Annotated in this window: 15 protein-coding genes; 10 read left to right on the forward strand and 5 right to left on the reverse strand. The window is 67.0% G+C overall.

Annotation, left to right across the window (positions count from 1 at the left end):
• Window positions 1-7 precede the first annotated feature (7 nt).
• Window positions 8-1,615, reverse strand: coding sequence for an ATP-binding cassette domain-containing protein (locus H4O11_RS15170; protein ID WP_182340300.1), 1,608 nt, complete (start codon window positions 1,613-1,615; stop codon window positions 8-10).
• Window positions 1,616-1,804: 189 nt separating this feature from the next.
• Window positions 1,805-3,406 (reverse strand): EAL domain-containing protein, encoded by a 1,602-nt coding sequence (locus H4O11_RS15175; protein WP_182340302.1) that lies wholly within the window; start codon window positions 3,404-3,406, stop codon window positions 1,805-1,807.
• A 229-nt stretch (window positions 3,407-3,635) separates the two neighbouring features.
• Here H4O11_RS15175 and H4O11_RS15180 point away from each other — a divergent pair, with 229 nt between their 5' ends.
• Together H4O11_RS15180 and H4O11_RS15185 are read left to right on the forward strand one after the other, a co-directional pair.
• Window positions 3,636-4,406, forward strand: coding sequence for a lytic transglycosylase domain-containing protein (locus H4O11_RS15180; protein WP_182340304.1), 771 nt, complete (start codon window positions 3,636-3,638; stop codon window positions 4,404-4,406).
• Window positions 4,407-4,506: 100 nt separating this feature from the next.
• Entirely contained in the window at window positions 4,507-6,576 is a 2,070-nt protein-coding gene (locus tag H4O11_RS15185) for an SMP-30/gluconolactonase/LRE family protein (RefSeq protein ID WP_182340306.1), read from the forward strand.
• A gap of 45 nt (window positions 6,577-6,621) precedes the next feature.
• Here the strand turns inward: H4O11_RS15185 and H4O11_RS15190 are convergent, their stop codons facing one another.
• Window positions 6,622-6,999, reverse strand: a complete 378-nt coding sequence (locus H4O11_RS15190; RefSeq protein WP_182340308.1) for a YciI family protein — start codon at window positions 6,997-6,999, stop codon at window positions 6,622-6,624.
• A 162-nt stretch (window positions 7,000-7,161) separates the two neighbouring features.
• Between H4O11_RS15190 and H4O11_RS15195 the strand changes: the two genes are divergently transcribed.
• From H4O11_RS15195 to H4O11_RS15230, 8 genes are all read left to right on the forward strand, one after another.
• The gene (locus H4O11_RS15195) at window positions 7,162-7,578 is read left to right on the forward strand and encodes a YciI family protein (RefSeq protein WP_182340310.1); all 417 of its coding nucleotides are present in this window, start codon (window positions 7,162-7,164) and stop codon (window positions 7,576-7,578) included.
• Window positions 7,579-7,620: 42 nt separating this feature from the next.
• On the forward strand, window positions 7,621-8,043 hold the full coding sequence (locus tag H4O11_RS15200; RefSeq protein WP_182340311.1) for a VOC family protein: 423 nt from the start codon (window positions 7,621-7,623) through the stop codon (window positions 8,041-8,043).
• A gap of 16 nt (window positions 8,044-8,059) precedes the next feature.
• Window positions 8,060-8,470, forward strand: coding sequence for a VOC family protein (locus tag H4O11_RS15205; protein ID WP_182340313.1), 411 nt, complete (start codon window positions 8,060-8,062; stop codon window positions 8,468-8,470).
• The gene (locus H4O11_RS15210; RefSeq protein WP_182340315.1) at window positions 8,470-9,714 is read left to right on the forward strand and encodes an RNA polymerase sigma factor; all 1,245 of its coding nucleotides are present in this window, start codon (window positions 8,470-8,472) and stop codon (window positions 9,712-9,714) included. Before H4O11_RS15205 ends, H4O11_RS15210 begins: the two co-directional genes overlap by 1 nt.
• A 90-nt stretch (window positions 9,715-9,804) precedes the next feature.
• The gene (locus tag H4O11_RS15215) at window positions 9,805-11,451 is read left to right on the forward strand and encodes a M28 family metallopeptidase (RefSeq protein ID WP_182340317.1); all 1,647 of its coding nucleotides are present in this window, start codon (window positions 9,805-9,807) and stop codon (window positions 11,449-11,451) included.
• 180 nt (window positions 11,452-11,631) lie between these two features.
• A complete protein-coding gene (locus tag H4O11_RS15220) occupies window positions 11,632-12,891 on the forward strand; it encodes a histidine kinase (protein WP_182340319.1) in 1,260 nt (419 codons plus the stop codon).
• On the forward strand, window positions 12,881-13,651 hold the full coding sequence (locus tag H4O11_RS15225) for a LytR/AlgR family response regulator transcription factor (protein WP_182340321.1): 771 nt from the start codon (window positions 12,881-12,883) through the stop codon (window positions 13,649-13,651). Before H4O11_RS15220 ends, H4O11_RS15225 begins: the two co-directional genes overlap by 11 nt.
• Before the next feature lie 33 nt (window positions 13,652-13,684).
• Window positions 13,685-14,032 (forward strand): hypothetical protein, encoded by a 348-nt coding sequence (locus H4O11_RS15230; protein ID WP_182340323.1) that lies wholly within the window; start codon window positions 13,685-13,687, stop codon window positions 14,030-14,032.
• Between the two features lie 78 nt (window positions 14,033-14,110).
• On the opposite strand, the gene H4O11_RS15235 is transcribed toward H4O11_RS15230, so the two are convergent.
• On the reverse strand, window positions 14,111-14,725 hold the full coding sequence (locus H4O11_RS15235; RefSeq protein ID WP_182340325.1) for a hypothetical protein: 615 nt from the start codon (window positions 14,723-14,725) through the stop codon (window positions 14,111-14,113).
• A gap of 368 nt (window positions 14,726-15,093) precedes the next feature.
• Window positions 15,094-17,211, reverse strand: coding sequence for a M13 family metallopeptidase (locus H4O11_RS15240; protein ID WP_182340327.1), 2,118 nt, complete (start codon window positions 17,209-17,211; stop codon window positions 15,094-15,096).
• Window positions 17,212-17,313: the final 102 nt, after the last annotated feature.

A 17,313-nucleotide genomic window follows, 5' to 3' on the forward strand; every position in this document is an offset into this window, starting at 1 on the left:
GCCGTCGTCACCAGGCGTGCAGCTGCCACCCGCTTGCCGCGTCCACCCGCAGCACGTGGGTGGGCTGCATGGCCTGGACCAGGTGGGTATCGTGGCTGACCATCAGCAACGTGCCGTGGTACTGGGCCAGCAATGTTTCCAGCACGGCCAATGCATCGAGGTCCAGTGCATTGCCCGGTTCGTCCAGCATCAGCAGGCCAGGCGTGGGATCGGCATACAACGCGCACGCCAGCGCGGCTTTCAGGCGCTCCCCCGCGCTGAGCGTGGCGGCTGGCCGTTCGATCCGGCCGGCATCAAGCCCCAGCAGCGCGAGCCGGGTGCGCAGGTTGGCCACGGTTGCGTGCGGATTGGCCTCCTGCAGGGCAGACAGCGCGCTGCCATCGGCAGGCAGCGCAGTCAGTTGCTGGTCCAGCAGCGCGCAGGGAACAGCGAGCTGCACCCCACCGCTGCGTGGCGGGAGCCGTCCGGCCAATACCTGCAGCAGGGTGGACTTGCCACTGCCGTTGTCGCCCACCACCGCCACCCGCTGCCCACGCTGCAGCACCATGTCCAAGGGCGCATGGCAGCCGTGCGGCAGGACCAGCCGGGACAACTGCGCGATGCGCTGCGCGCCTTGTCCTGCGTCGGGCGCGAATGCCGCCAGTTCCGCTGGCGCCTGCACGCGTGCGGCGGCGTCGCGAACGCGCGCGGCGCTATCGTCCAGGCGTTGTTCCCGCACCTGCGACTGCCGCCCTGCGCTGGCCTGCGCGCGCTGTTTCTGCAGGCCCAGCAGGATGGGGGCCTGGTTTGCCCCGCGTGCGTCGCGGTCACCGCGTGCCTGCCGCCGCTGTGCCCGTTCCTGCAACGCGCGCGTTTGCCGCTGCTGCTGGCGATGCTGGTGCCGCGCATGGTCCAGCGTTGCCTGCAGGCCGGCCAGCTGCGCGGCCTTGGCCTGCGCATAATGCGAATAGGGCCCGTTGAAGCGATGCAGGCCGTGCGCATCCAGTTCGACGATGCACGACATCCGCTCAAGCAGGTCACGGTCATGGCTGATGACCAGCAGCCCGCCGCGCCACTGCACCAGTTGCTGCAGCAACTGCGCGCGGTGCGGGGCATCGAGATGGTTGCTGGGCTCGTCCAGGATCAGCCAGTCGGCGGCGCTGGCCCATGCCCCGGACAATGCCACCTGCATGGCCTGGCCACCGCTGAGGCGGCTGGCAGGATCCCCGGGTTGCAGGTCCGCTGGAAGCCCGCCGTCCACCCAGTGCTGGTGCAGGCGTTCGTGCAGGTCCCAGCGATCGTCGACCAGGCTGAAATCGCCTGGGTCGACGCTGCCGGCTGCAATGCGATCCAGTGCAGCCAGCACCGGCGCCACGCCGGCCAGCTCGCCGACGCTGCCGTGCGGCACGCCACTGAGCGCCGGCAGCAGGAATACCCGGCCGCCCCCATGGCAGCGCCCCTGGCTGGGTGGCGAGCTGCCGGCCAACAGGCGGGCCAGCATGCTCTTGCCCACGCCGTTGGCACCGACCAGCCCGGTGGCGATCGGTTCGAAGGAAAAGGAAAGTTCGGAAAACAATGCACGCCCATCAGGCAGGCGGCAGGTCACGCGGTCAAGCGTGAGCGGATGCGTGGTCATGCGACCTCCAGCAGATGCCATCGACTCCCCCTGCGCACAGGGGCGGGAAGATTCAGGCCGTCAGGAAGACGGCGGCATCAATGGCGCATCGGCGTGGACCTCCAGGTTGACGTGGGAAGTATAGCGGGGCCGGATGAACGGTGGACACCTGCGTGCGGGCGGGCGGCCGGCCGGGGCCTTCGCGCCCGATCAGCCGCGCAGCGGGTTCTGCATGTCTTCGCGGGCGCTGCCATACAGCGCGCGGCGCCGCTGGTGGAAGGTGATGAACTCCTCGCTGCGCAATGCCTTGGAAAACAGCCAACCCTGGCCGAATTCCACCTGCCGGCCATGCAGGTAGGCCAGCTGTGCTTCGGTTTCCACGCCTTCGGCAACGACGAACAGGCCCAGCGTCTTGGCCATGTCGATGATGTGCCCGGTGACCGGGCTGGTGGCGCTGTCGGTGCCGATGGCATCGATGAACGATTTGTCGATCTTCAGCGCATCCAGCGGAAGCTGCTGCAGGTATTGCAGGTTGGAATAGCCGACCCCGAAATCGTCGATGGCGACGGCATGCCCGGAATGCCGTGCTGCGGTGATCACCGCGCGCGCGCGTTCGATGTCCATGAAGCCGCGTTCGGTGGCCTCCAGCCAGATCTGCTGGTTGGCGATGCCGGTGCCGGCCAGCTTGCCTGCGATCACCTTCAGCGCGCGGCCAGTGATCATGTCGTCGGGCGCCAGGTTGATGGCGATGTGTGCGCTGCGGTCTTCCACCAGCAGCGACCGCATGTCTGCGATGACCCGGTCGATCACCAGGTCGGTGATCGTCTCGACCAGTTCGCCTTCTTCGGCCATCGGGATGAACAGGTCCGGCCGTACTTCGCTGCCGTCGGAGCGCTGCCAGCGTATCAACGCCTCGGCGCCCACGCAGATGCCGGTCTTCAGTTCGATGATGGGCTGGTAGGCCACGTACAGTTCGTTGCGCTGCAAGGCCAGGACGAGCTCGCCCTGCATCGAGTGGTGGCGCTGCGACATCCACGCTATGCCGGCCACGCTTGCGATGGCCAGCGCCAGGCTGAGCGGAAAGAACACCCAGAACTGCTGTTCGAAGACGGTGCGCCGGGAGATGCGCGGCGTGGTCACGATGGCCAGCCATGATTCACTGCGTGCGCTGGCGAACAGGGTGCGGTCATCCATGCCGCTGCGCGGGTTGCGCAGCAGGGAGGCCAGCAGTTCCTGGTCGGGCAACGTCTGCTGCGCGATCAAGCGTCCATCGGGCGTGGCGATGGCGGCGTGGACGTCATGCATGCCGATCACATCGATGAAGTGGCCGGGGTCCATCAGGGCATCGTAATCACCAAGCCGCAGCGACAGCATGCGCCGGCCGTAGGCAGCGCGTGGCTCCACGTCCAGCTGCAGCGCGGCACCGTCGGCGGTGGTGTGGTCCGGTGCCGCCCACTGCACGGCGGCGTCGGCCGGGTCGGCCTGGCCCCAGGAACTGCAGCGCATGCGTCCTTCGCGGAAGTAGCTGATCTGGTCCACCGAAGAGGTGGTGACCACTTTCGCCTGCATCTGCCGGACGTGCTGCCGGCTGCAGGGTGGCAGCGTGACCCGCTGCATGGCCTGCAACGCAACCAGTGCCTGGCCATAGGAACGATCGGCACGCTGCAATGCGCGGTCGGCGGATTCCTGCAGCTGGGCCTGCGCCACGTGCGCGGCCTGGCGCCAGCTCAGCCAGGTCATCAGGGTCATCGGCACTACCAGGGCGAGGATGGCCACGCCGATCATGATGGGCAGGATGCGTGTGCGGTACATGGGCTGGCCGGTGGCGGATGACGAGGTACTCGGTCCGGCCATGCGCAGGCCGCCCTTGCGCGCAAGCCTATCTGAACAGGAACAGCCGCTACGGGTTTGTGGCGCCCAGGCCGCCTGCCTGCGTACGCGATGCTGGAGGAGCGCGTGGCGAACGCGACAGAAGGGGCCTTCATCCTGGGTTCGCGGCCGCAGGCACATCATCCGGCCGCCCTCCCATGCAGGCCAGTCGATGATGCGGACCGCGGCACTGTGCACGCTGTTGTTGAGCCTGGCCTGCGGCATTGCCGATGCACGCACCGTCTACCGCTGCGTGCGCGGCAACAGCGTGAGCATGGCGACCGCGCCGGAGCCTGGATCGCGTTGCACCGCCAGGGAGATCGACGACACGGCCGTGCAGGCGCCGAACCTGTGGGGAAACATGGGAGTGTTCAGCGGTGTTTTGTACGAGCGCGAACAGGACGGGCGCCTGGTGTATTCCACGCGCAACCTGCCGGGATCGCGCGTGTACCTGAAGTTCACCGTGGCCACGCCGCCCGGCGAGCCGGCCCATGAGGGACTGGGGAAAGTCGGCCCGGCCCAACTGGCACCGCACGCGCGCCAGTTCAAGGCGGCGGCCAGGGCCACCGGGGTGGACGATGCCTGGCTGCGCGCCATCGCCCATGCGGAAAGCAACTTCGACGCCGCCGCGGTATCGCCCAAGGGCGCGCTGGGCGTCATGCAGCTGATGCCGGAAACCGCGCGTGAGTATGGAGTGGCCGACCCGCTGTCCGCGGCGCAGTCCATCGACGGCGGCGCCCGCCACATGCGTACGCTGCTGCGGCGATACCACGGCGACCGGACGTTGGCGGCGGCCGCCTACAACGCAGGCATCGGTGCGGTGACGCACTACAAGGGCGTGCCACCTTATGCCGAAACGCTGGCCTACGTGGACAAGGTGATGGCGCTTTACGCGCGTTACCGCCAGGCAATGGGCATGGGCGTGGAAGTGCCGGCGCGTTGACCGTCGACGGCGCGATGGCACCGCCTGCCCACCCGCCGCCCCTTCCCCGCGCCGCGCACAACCCGTATCGTCGCCCGCTGCAGCGATGAAAGGGATGCCGATGGCACGCAGGCGATGGATCATGGGGGTGGCGGCGCTGACCGCGCTGGGTGTGCTGGCGACGTTCCTGCCGCAGCCCGTGGAAGAGGCGCTGCCACAGGGGCCGGCGCCTACCCTGCTGGGGTGGACGGCGCAGATCGGATCCCTGGCGGGTGATGGCATCGCCGGTGTACGCGATGGCGCAGCGGAACTGGCCCGTTTCTCCGATCCCTATGCACTGCTGGCGCTGGACGATGGCGCGTTGCTGATCGCCGATGGCGGCGATGGCAATCGAATCCGCCGGCTTGGCGTGGATGGCCGGGTGGGGACCTTGGCAGGCAGCAGCGAGGGCTTCGCCGACGGCCCCGCGCTGCAGGCGCGGTTCCACACCCCATCCGGTCTTGCGCGCGGAATGGACGGCACGGTGTACGTAGCCGACACCGGCAACCATGCGATCCGCCGCATCGGCGTGGATGGCCAGGTCACCACGCTGGCCGGCGGCGAGCGCGGCTTCGTGGATGGGCCGGTGGCGCAGGCACGCTTCGATGCGCCCATGGGCGTGGCGGTGGACGCGCAGGGCAACGTGTACGTGGCCGATACCTGGAACGACCGCATCCGCGTGATCGGCACCGATGGCCAGGTGCGCACGCTGGCCGGCGCCGAGCCGGCGCATGTCGATGGGTTCGGTGGCGTCGCGCGCTTCGACACCCCGGTGGCGTTAGCATGGGACCACGATGGCGCGTTGCTGGTGGCGGACTTCTTCAACAATGCGATCCGCCGGGTGCGCCTGGATGGGCAGGTCGACACGCTGGTGGCCAATGGCAACGTGATCAACGGCCCGCTGTCGATGGTGCTCAGCCATGACGATGTGCTGTACGTAGGAGACCGTGCCGGGCGCATCGTGCAGGTGTCCGCGCAGGGGCACCAGATCGCCCTGGTCGGCACCGGGCGCGTCCCTCGGCTTGCCCGTGCCAGTGGGCTGGCGCTGGCGCCTGATGGCAGCCTGCAGGTGGCCGATGCAGCGGCATGGCGTCTGCACCGCGTGGTGCCGCTGGCACCGGGCGAACAGCCGGCCCCTGCGTTGGTGGGACCGGCCGTGGATGCGCCGTTGCCGCGCAGCGAGGGGCGCTGGCCTCTGGCCCCGCAGCTCGGCTGGCATGAGGTGGTCGGCACGCTGGGCGAAGTGCGCGGCAACTTCCGCGGTGAGAGCCGCCACCACCTGCACGACGGCTTCGATGTGCGCGGCGACGTCGGCCAGACGGTGCTGGCCATTGCCGATGGCAAGATCGACAGCCCGTTGTCCAGCTGGAGCGTGGGCGGACAGGCCGAGGGGCTGGCCGTGGGTACGCTGCGCTACCTGCACATGCGGGTGGGTCGCGACCCGGCAGGACGGGCGTTCGACGAGCGCTGGCAGCAACTGCTGGATGGCGATGGCAAGCTGGAACGCATCCGCCTGAGGCGCGGCACGCGCATCCATGCAGGCGACCGGCTGGGCAGCATCAACAGCCAGGCGCATGTGCACCTGAGCGTGGGCAGCAGTGGCTTCGAACGCAACGCGGCCATGCTGGGCTTCACCGGCTTCGTCGATCGCGTGCCACCGCGCATCACCGATGTCGCGCTGCTGGATGACGCCGACCAGCCGTTGGCGGCAACTGCAGGAGGGCGCGTGCTGGTGCCGCGTGACGGCCCGGGCGTCCAGATCGTGGTGGAGGCCTGGGACCAGGTGGACGACAACCTGGCCCGCCGTCGGCTTGGGCTGTACCAGGTGGGCTACCAGGTCCTGGACGCCGGCGGCATGCCGCTGGCCGGTTACGAGCAGCCGCGCTGGAACATCGTGTTCAACCGCATGCCGCCGCAGCAGGAAGCGGTGAAGGTGGCATACGCGCCGGACAGTGGGATCACCGTGCATGGCAGTGCGGTCACCCGCTTCCGCTACCTGGCCACCAATACGGTGCGCGATGGGCTGATGCAGGTGGGCCGCTGGCAGCCCGCCGCGCTGCCGGCCGGTGAGTATGTGCTACGTGCGCATGCCCGCGACCACAGCGGCAATGATGCGGTGGGGCAGCGCGACCTGCACGTGGTGCTGCGGTAGGGCGCGGGCCAAGGACCCGCTCCATCCGGGTTTTCCCCGGTGATATCAGGCGCCGACGCGTTCGCGTTCGGCGTCCATGTCTTCCAGCGGCCGCACCTCGATGCTGCCGAAACGCGCCCAGGGGAACTCCCGGGCGATACGCAGCGCGTGCTCGCGGTCATCGGCCTGGATGAGGTTGAAGCCGGCCAGCAGCTCGCGGGTTTCGGCGAACGGCCCATCGATGACGCGCTCCTGCCCGCCGCGCACGCGCAGCGTCCGGGCCTGGTCGACCGGTTGCAGTTTCTGCGATGCCAGCAGGATGCCTTGTGCCTGCAGGGCATCGGCATGCTGCAGGCAATCGCGCATCAATGCATCGAACTCCTCGCTGGGCAACGCCTGCAGCAGGGTGGGTTCGATGTAGATCAGGAGCAGGAACTGCTGCATGGCCCGGGTCCGTCGAAAGTGGGTGTCCATGATGGACCAGTGCCGCGCAGGATCGTGTTGCAGCGCCGCAGAAATTGTCGATCACGGATGTCGATTTCCGTGTCCCTGGTTCGTCGACATGATGAAGGCCCGGCAGAACCGGGCCACGGCAGGAACACGGACATGAAAGTGATGGTCATCGTGAAATCCGATGCGCGGATCGAGACGGGGGCACTGCCCTGCCATGCCGAACTGGAGTCCATGGGCCGGTTCAACGAAGAGCTGGTGCGGGCAGGCGTGATGCTGGCAGGCGAAGGCCTGCACGCGAGCAGGCGTGGCCACCGGATACGCTTCAACGAACAGGGCCGCGAGGTCATCGACGGGCCTTTTGCCGATCCGACGACGCTGGTGGCCGGTTTCTGGCTGTGGCAGGTGCGCTCGCTGGATGAGGCGCTGGAATGGGCACAACGCGCTCCGTTCGGGCCCGGTGCCGAGCTGGAACTGCGCCAGGTGATGGCTGAAGAGGACTTCGGCGACGCCTTCACCGAGGAACTGCGCGGACAGGAGCAGCGTCTGCGTGATGCGCTGGATGCGCGCTGAAACCCCCTTGTTTCCCCACACTTCCACTACTGGAGCTGGACCATGAAACTGATTCCCTTCCTGGACTTCAACGGCCAGGCCCACGAGGCGATGGCGTTCTATGCCAACGCACTGGGGGGCACGGTGACTTCGGAAATGAAATACCGGGACATGCCACCGTCCGACGGCATGCCCGGCTGCAACGAGATGCCGCCCGAGACCCTGGACCATGTGGCGCACGCGCAGCTGGAGGTGGGCGGTGCGGTGCTGATGGCGGCCGACGGGCCCAGCGATGGCAAGGGCGGGGCCACCACGATCAACGTGGAGGTGGGCAGCGTGGAGGAGGCCGAGCGTGTGTTCGCCGCGCTTGCCGAAGGCGGCGAGGTCCGCATGCCGATCGCCGAAACGTTCTGGGCGCTACGCTGGGGCATGCTGGTGGATCGCTACGGCAAGCCGTGGATGGTCAACTGCATGAAGCCTTCCTGACCTGGAGACATGACCCATGAGCACACCCTATGTACAGATGGTCTTCGTCAACCTGCCGGTGCGTGACGTGGAGGCCGCCAAGGGCTTCTTCCTCGCCTTGGGTTACGACTTCAATCCGACTTTCAGCGATGAGAACGCAACCTGCATCGTCATCAGCGATTCCATCTTCGTGATGCTGCTGGCCAACGCGTTCTTCCAGCAGTTCACCGACAAGGCCATCGCCGATGCACGGCAGTCCACCGAGGTGATCACCTGCCTGTCGGCGGAAAGCCGCGAGGCGGTGGACGCGCTGCTGGACAGGGCGCTGGCGGCAGGTGCGAGCGAGCCGCAACCCGCGCGCGACCTTGGCTTCATGTACCAGCGTGGCTTCCAGGACCTGGATGGCCACCTGTGGGAAATCGCATACATGGACGGCGAGCCGGCTTGATGCAGCAGCGGCTGGATACCCTGTGGCGGATGGAGTCCCCCGCGCTGATCGCGCGGGTGGCACGCATGCTGGGTGGCGATATCGGCCGTGCCGAAGAACTGGTCCAGGACTGCTGGCTGGTCGCGCTGGAGCGCTGGCCCGCCGAAGGCATGCCGGACAACCCTGGAGCGTGGCTGATGACCGCTGCCCGCAACCGTGCCATTGATGTGCTGCGACAACACCAGCGCGTGGCCGAGCAGCACGCGCGCTGGGGCGAGGTGCTGCATCCTGCGGCGCCGGTGGCCCCCGACGACAGCGACGCGCTGGGCGATGATATCGGCGATGACCTGCTGCGGCTGATGTTCGTGGCCTGCCACCCGGTGCTGCCGGCCGATGCGCGGGTGGCGTTGACGCTGCGCCTGCTGGGTGGGCTGTCCACGCAGGAAATCGCCCGCGCGTTCCTGTTGCCAGAGCCGACCATCGCCCAGCGCATCGTGCGCGCGAAGCGGACGCTGGCGCAGAAGCAGGTTCCCTTCGAGGTGCCACGCGAGGCGGCGCTTCGCGAGCGCCTGCAGTCGGTGCTGGAGGCCATCTACCTGGTGTTCAACGAAGGCTATGCTGCCAGTGCCGGCGATGACTGGATGCGGCCGGCGCTGTGCGAAGAGGCGCTGCGCCTGGGACGCGTGCTGGCCCAGCGTTTGCCGCTGCAGGCCGCGGTGCATGGCCTGCTGGCACTGATGGAACTGCAGGCATCGCGTAGTGCGGCGCGGGTCGACGCCACCGGGCACGCCGTGTTGCTGGACCAGCAGGACCGCGCGCGCTGGGACTGGCTGCAGATCGGGCGTGGCCGCGCCTCGTTGCAGGCGGCCCTCCAGCTGGGTGGCGATGATGAGCCCTATGTGCTGCAGGCTGGGATTGCCGAATGCCACGCCCAGGCGCGCGAGGCTGCGCGTACCGACTGGTCGCGCATCGCTGCGCTGTACGCGCGCCTGCTGGAGGTGCAGCCATCACCGGTGATCGCGTTGAATGCCGTGGTGGCCGTGTCGCGTGCGGAGGGCCCCTTCGTTGCCTGGGCCAGGCTGCAGCCACTGCTGCAGGACCCACGGCTGCAGGGGCACGCCCCGTTGTGGGTGGTGCGTGGCGAGCTGCTGTCCCGGCTGGGGCGCACGGAAGATGCCCGGCAGGCCTTTGCCCATGCTGCGGCACTGACCACCAACGGGCGCGAGCGCGAGGTGCTGCTGGAGCGTGCACGCGATCCCGGCTAGCGCGTGGCCACTTGTTGGCGGGCATCCCGGCGCCAGCGCGTTCACGTGGCTTACACTCGGCTTCTTTGGTCGTTCCTGCTGGAGAGCGCAATGAAGCGATTGGTGATGGGTGTGTTGGCGTTGTCGGTGTCCACCGCCGTGATGGCGGCGACGCCGAAGTTCGATGGCGGGCGGATCTCCGCCGACGTCAAGGAACTGGCGTCGGATGCGTATGAAGGCCGTTCCCCGGCCACCGCCGGCGAGCAGAAGACCATCGCCTTCCTCAGTGCCCGGTTCGCCGAGGCGGGCCTGCAGCCCGGCGGCGACCTGCAGGACGGCAAGCGCCTGTGGACCCAGGCGGTGCCCCTGCTCAAGGGCGACATCGTGGGTACGCCAGAGCTGGCGCTGCACCAGGGTGGGCAGGCCCTGCCACTGGAGCAGGGCAAGCAGATTGCCGTGCGCGCCGCCATGAACGGTGCCAACCAGGTCGACATCAGCAAGGCGCCGCTGGTGTTCCTTGGCTATGGCGTGAAAGCGCCGGAGAAGGACTGGGACGATTTCAAGGGCGTGGACCTGCAGGGCAAGATCGCCGTGGTGCTGGTCAACGATCCGGATTTCGAGACCGGAAAGGGTGACTTCGACGGCAAGGGCATGACCTGGTACGGGCGCTGGCCGTACAAGTACGAGGAGGGCGCCCGCCAGGGTGCGCTGGGCGTGCTGATCGTGCATGAGACCGCACCGGCATCCTACGGCTGGGCGACGGTGGCCGGATCGAACACCAACACGATGTTCGACGTGGTGCGCGACAACCCTGCCGAGTCGCATCCGCTGCTGGAAGGCTGGATACAGCGTGACCTGGCGGTGGACCTGTTCAAGTCGGCCGGGCTGGATTTCGAGGCGCTGAAGAAGCAGGCGCAGCAGCGCGACTTCAAGCCGGTGCCGCTGGCCGGTGCCAGCCTGGACGCGCGCTATGCGGTGAAGACCGAAGTGATCACCTCGCACAACGTGGCGGCACGCCTGGAAGGCAGCAGCCACCCGGACGAAACAGTGGTGTACAGCGCGCACTGGGACCATATCGGCGTGGGTGAGCCGGACGCACGGGGTGATCGCATCTTCAACGGAGCGCTGGACAATGCCAGCGGCACGGCATCGCTGGTCGAGCTGGCCCGCGGCTTCGCCAAGGCACCACGCACGCAGCGTTCGTTGCTGTTCCTGGCGGTGACGGCCGAAGAGAAGGGCCTGCTGGGTTCGGAGTACTACGCTACCCATCCGCTGTATCCGCTGGAAAAGACCGTGGCGGTGATCAACATGGATGGCATGGCGCCGTTCGGTCCTTCGCGTGATTTCGGCATCTACGGCGCAGCACGCTTCGAGCTGCTGGACCAGTTGAAGGAAGTCGCCAAGGGCTGGGACATCCGCTACACGCCGGACCCGAAGCCCGAAGCGGGCCTGTTCTTCCGTTCGGACCACTTCCCGTTCGCCAAGCGCGGTGTGCCTGCGCTGTCCTGGTCGGCGGGGCAGGATTGGGTAGAGGGGGGCGTGGCGGCAGGCAAGAAGGCGTCTGACGACTACACTGCCAAGCGCTACCACCAGCAGGGCGACGAATGGCAGCCGGACTGGAAGTTCGCCGGTGCCGCGCGCGACCTGGAAGTGCTGTACACGCTGGGCAGCCAGTTGGCCAACGCACGCACATGGCCGAACTGGAGTGCGGAAGAAGCCTTCCGCGCCGTCCGCGACGCCAGCGCAGACCAGCGCTGAAAAAAGGGGACGGAGGGGATTAAGTCGTTTTCGTCCCCTTTGTTCTTCCTGAAAGAGCCAGAAGCAACTTAATCCCCTCCGTCCCCTTTTGGGGGGCGGAATACGGGGTTTCGTCGCGTGGCGCTTGCGGTGGCGGGCCGGCGCTCTATGCTCGGCCCATCCCAACATGAAGGCACCACCGTGTTCGCCAGTGTCTCCCTGATCTTCCGTCACCTGCTGGCCTGGACTGCGGCGCTGATCGTGGCCGGCATGGTCTGGAGCGGCATCTTCAGCGGCATGCAGGATGGTCCGGGCTGGGTGTTCGGGCTGCTGGCCATGTTCCTGATGCTGTCGGCGCTGGGCAGTGCGATCACCCACCTGCGGCGCGTCTGGCTGGTCGCCGGCCGCCTGGATGGCAGCACGCTGTCCGGGCGCCAGCGTCGCCAGGTTGAGCTGCCGCTGGATGCCGGCCCGGCGTTCTCGCTGGTGGAAGCGGCCATCGCCGAGCTGCCGCGCGTGGAGGACATTGAAAGCGCAGCAGGCAGCCTGCAGGTCCGTGCCTACGTGCGCCGTGTCGATCCGTGGAATGGCCGCCAGCCTTCGCGCTGGAACCTGCCTGCACGGCTGGCGATCAAGCGCAACAGCGTATTGGCGACGGTGACGCCGGGGCAGGGCACCTGCACGGTGACGCTGCTGTTCGAGCCGGATGCGGGCTGGTGGGCGGACCTGCTGGCACTGGATGAAGGCAGCAATTTCGAGAATGCCGAAGCGGTGTCGCGTGCGATCAGCCGCCGCGTGGCCGACCAGCGACGCGACGAGCAGGCCGCCGCCGAACAGACCCATGTGGAGAAGGAGCTGTCGGTGGCACGCCTGAACCTGCTGCACGCGCAGGTGGAGCCGCACTTCCTGTACAACACGCTGGCCAACGCGCAGGTGCTAACCCGCACCGATCCTGGCCGTGCCGAGCAGATGCTGGGGCACTTGATCCATTACCTGCGCAGTTCGTTGCCCAGCATGGAAGAGTCGGTGTCGACGCTTGGCGTGGAGCTGGATCGCACCCGTGCATACCTGGAGATCCTGCGCATCCGCATGGGCGCGCGGCTGGGCGTGGAGGTGCAGGTGCCCGAGGCGCTGCATGCGGTGCGCCTGCCGGCGATGGCGCTGCAGACGCTGGTGGAGAATGCGATCAAGCACGGCCTGGAACCGAAGCCCGGTGGCGGCACGATCTGGATCATCGCCCGTGCGTTCGACGACCACGTTACCGTGACCGTCGCCGACGATGGCCTGGGCTTCGGCCATGGCACCAGCGGCACCGGCATCGGCCTGAAGAACCTGCGTGAGCGCCTGCGCCTTACCTGTGGCGAACAGGCTGGCGTGGCCATCGTTGCCAACTTCCCCAGCGGCGTTGCCGCCACCCTGACCCTGCCACCGGCTGCGAAGGAGGCCTGGCATGCCACTTGACGCGCTGATTGCCGAAGACGAAGAGCTGCTGCGCACCGCGCTGGTCGAACAGCTGCGCCGGCTGTGGCCGGACCTGCGCATCGTGGCGGAGTGCGAAGACGGCGCCAGCGCGCTGGAGCAGCTGGCGGAAAAACAGCCCGACCTCGCTTTCCTGGACATCCGCATGCCTGGCATCAGCGGCATCCAGGTGGCACGTGCGCTGGGTGAGTTGAGTCCGCGCACGCAGGTGGTGTTCGTCACCGCGTATGACCAGTACGCCATCGATGCGTTCGAGCAGGGCGCGATGGATTACCTGCTCAAGCCGGTCAGCGACGAGCGCCTGTTGGCTACCCGCGAACGCCTGCTGGCGCGCCTGCCATCGGCCCGCAACGACGATGCGGTGCTGGAGCGCCTGTTGCAGCGGTTGGGGGCGAACCAGCAGCGGACCGATGCGCCCCCGCTGGCCTGGATCACCGCCAGCAATGGCCGCGATACCGTGCTGGTGATGCTGGAGGACGTGGTGTATTTCCGCGCGGACAACAAGTACACCACGGTGGTTACCGCCGACGGCGAAAGCCTGCTGCGCACGCCGCTGCGCGAACTGTTGGGAGCGCTGGACCCGCAGCAGTTCCGGCAGGTGCACCGCTCGACCATCGTCAACATGAAGGCGGTAGCGGCAGTTTCCCGCGACGACAGCGGGCGTGGCGTGCTGCGCCTGCGCGAACGACCGGAAACCCTCACCGTCAGTCAACCGTTCATGAGCCTGTTCCGCGGCATGTAAGCCGCGCCAGGCCAAACAGGGAAGGGCCATGCCATGCGTTATCTCACTACGCTGTTGAGCTGCCTGTTGTCGCTGTTCGGATGCCAGGAGAAAGCGACCAGCACATCGATCACGCGCGTCAACGAGCAGGGAGTGGACCTGTTGTTCAGCCGCACTTCGGTGCGTGCAGGCAGCGCGTCGTTCGAATGCGTGCGCAGCGCCAGCGGACGCTGCTATTACGAAGTGTTCGAAGAGGCGTGCGATGCGGCGCGGCATTGCGAACGCGCCGGGCTGCAACGTTTCGATGTCCGCGCGGGCCAGCAACAGCGCCAGCAGGGACTGCCCGCTGGATTCCAGAGCTGCGTCAGCAGCAGCCCGGAGCAACGTTGCCACCGCGGATGAAAAAGGGGACGGAGGGGATTAAGTCCCGATCGGCACCTGAAGTGCTGATCGGGACTTAATCCCCTCCGTCCCCTTTTTCTAGAAGGCGGGTTGCAGGGTGAGGTCGCGGTGGCTGCTGGTTTCGCCGACGTGGTTCAGGCGGCCGACCAGTTCGCTGTGTTTCCGCATCCGTCCGATCTCGGTCATGATCCGGATGTCTTCATGGCGCAGTTCGCGCTTGTTGGTGACTGCCTGCTTGTAATCCAGCACTTCCGGATAGTGCTCCGCCATGCCCAGCGCATCGGCCACGCATTCCACGCTGTCCGCCTTGGAGGTGATGCGCGCGCGGCTGTTGAACGCCTTCATCCAGCGTTCGAAGCCGGCCTGCTGGTCGAACATGTTGGCCATGAACCAGATCACGAACAGGATCGACACCCAGGAGCCGAATACGATGACCACGCGGGTGAAGGTGATGTGGAAGTCATCCCGCCACAGGTAGTTGGCGATCAGGCCGAGGATCAGCAGCGATGCCGCTTGCCAGCCGATGATCGAGGCGACCAGCCATTGGCTCTTGGCCTTGGCCAGCACCTCGACTTCCTCGCGGATCTGCTGCTCGCTGAGGCCACGCCAATGGGCGACCTGTTTTTCAAACGGGCTGTGGTACAGCTCGTTGTCGCGTAGCAGCAATCCTAAACCCTTGAACAAAGCAATCATGGCTGGCTCCTTGTGGAACGTGCGGCGTTGCGTTGACCGATGAGGCGGGTTCAGTTCTAGCACTTCCAGCGCCGTGTGCAATAAAGGCCACGCGAAGGCGCGCACCGTGCTTCAGCTGAATGCGCGGCGCGAAATTGGAATTGATGCGGCGCAAAATCGATGCCACAGCCTGCGACAAGATGTCGCAGTAAAAAGCGTGCTGCGAGTGCACATGAATGGCCGACGATGCATCTCCGCAGGCACGCAGGTGCTGCCTGAGGACGGAGAATGCGAAAACCGCGCAGACGGCGGCATGTCGGGGGTCGGCGAAGGGCCGGCACCCCGGGGAATGCGATGCGGGCCAACGGCCCGCACCCTGCAACCGGCCTTTACCAGACCTTGACGCGCTTTTCCGGTGCCAGGAACAGCTTCTGGTCCTGCTTTACTTCGAACGCCGGATACCAGGCGTCGATGTTGCGCACGGTCAGCGCGCGGAACTGCCCCGGGGCATGTACGTCGGTCAGCAGTGAGTTGCGCAGCGCCTGTTCGCGGCTCTTGCTGCGCCATGCCTGTGCAAAGCCGAGGAAGAAGCGCTGGTCGGCGCTGAAGCCTTCCAGCACCTGCGGCGTCTTGCCCTGCAGCGACAGCTGGTAGGCATCGTAGGCGGTGCCCAGGCCTGCCACGTCGGCGATGTTCTCGCCCAGGGTCAGGCGACCATTGACGTGCGCGCCGGGGAACGGTTCATAGCTGCTGAACTGCGCGGCCAGCGCATCGCCGGCGGCGTTGAACTTCTCCAGGTCCTGCGGCGTCCACCAGTTATGCAGCTTGCCGGTTTCGTCGAACAGCGCACCGGCATTATCGAAACCGTGGCTGATTTCGTGGCCGATCACCGCGCCGATGGCACCGTAGTTCACTGCGTCGTCGGCGGCGCCATCGAAGAATGGCGGCTGCAGGATCGCGGCCGGGAACACCAGGCGGTTTTCCAGCGGCACGTTCATGGCGTTGATGGTCTGCGGCAGCATCGCCCATTCGCCGTGGTCCGGGGCGTTGCCCAGCTTGGCCAGGTTGCGCTGGTATTCGAACAGTTCGGCACGCTGCGCGTTGCCCAGCGGGTCGTCGCGCTTGATGTCCAGCCCGCTGTAATCGCGCCAGTTCTCCGGATACCCCATGCCGACGGTCAGGCCGGCCACCTTGGCCTTGGCGTGCGCCTTGGTCTGCGGTGACATCCATTCCAGCGCATCGATGCGCCGGGAGAAGGCGGCAATGATGTTCCTGGCCATTTCGTCGGCGCGTTCCTTGGTCTTCGCGTCGAAGTGCTTTTCCACGTAGCGCTTGCCGATCGCCTCGCCAACGGCATGGTTGGCATCGTCCACGGCACGCTTCCAGCGCTCGCTCTGCTGCGGGGTGCCGCTCAATGCGGTGCCATGGAAGGCGAAGTGCGCATCGGCGAATTTCTTCGGCAGGTAGGTGGCGGCGCGGTCCAGTGCGTGGAAGGTCATGTAATCCTTCCAGGCATCCAGCGGTTCGGTGGCGACCAGCCGCGACAGGCCAGCAACCGCCTTCGGCTGCCAGACGATGAAGTCCTGCTGTTCGCCCAGGCCGGACGCTTCGAGGAACGCGGCCCAGTCCATGCCCGGTGCCTTGGCGCTGAAGTCGTCGCGCGTCCAGGGATTGGCCCCCTTGGCCACGTCGTTGGTCTCTTCCTGGCTGGCATGTGCCTGGGCGATCCGCGTTTCCAGCGCGACGATGCGCTTGGCCTTCGCGGTGGCGTCGGCGATGCCGGCCATCTGCAGTAGGTTGCCGATGTAGTCCTGGTACTGGCGGCGCAGTTCGGCCATGCGGCCATCGCCGAGGTAGAAGTCACGGTCCGGCATGCCCAGCCCGCCCTGCACCAGGTAGGGTGCGGTACGCGAAGGCTGCAGCAGGTCCACCGACACCCACAGGCCAAACAGGCGGTCGGTGTAGAAATTGGTGGCGTTGAGCAGGTCCACGTCGGCACGGACGTCGCTGCCCAGCGCACGCGCGAGCGCGGCCTTGTCGGCCAGTGCGTCGATCGCCTGCAACTGCGGCTGCAGCGGCGCCAGGCCGCGTTGTTCGATACCTGCCTCATCCATGAAGCCGGCGTAGTAATCGCCGATCATCTTGTCTTCGCCGTCGGCCTGGCTGTTTCCGGCGGCTCCTTCGAGGATGGCGCGGGTGTCGGCCTGGGTCTTTTCTGCAATGACGTTGAAGCTGCCGAAGCGCGAGCGGTCGGCCGGGATCTCGGTGTTCTTCACCCAGCTGCCGTTGGCGAAATCGAAGAAGTTGTCGCCGGCGGCGATGCTGCGGTCCATGCCATTGGCATCGAAACCGAAACTGCCCAGCAAGGGCTTGGCGGTATCGTCGGCGGGCGCCTGCTGCTGCGCCTCGGGCGTGCCGGAGGGGGCATCACCGCCGCAGGCGGCCAACGACAGGGACAGGCTGGCGACGATGGCCAGCAGCAGGGGAGAGCGGCGCAGCGTAGGCATGGATTTCTCTGCAAACGGGAAACCGCCAGTCTAATCCCAGCCGGGGGGCGCGGTTGCCCCGGCAACCGTGCACCAGCCGAGCACGTACTGTGCCGGATGTGG

This window comes from Stenotrophomonas tumulicola, assembly GCF_014117215.1.
GTDB lineage: Bacteria > Pseudomonadota > Gammaproteobacteria > Xanthomonadales > Xanthomonadaceae > Stenotrophomonas > Stenotrophomonas tumulicola.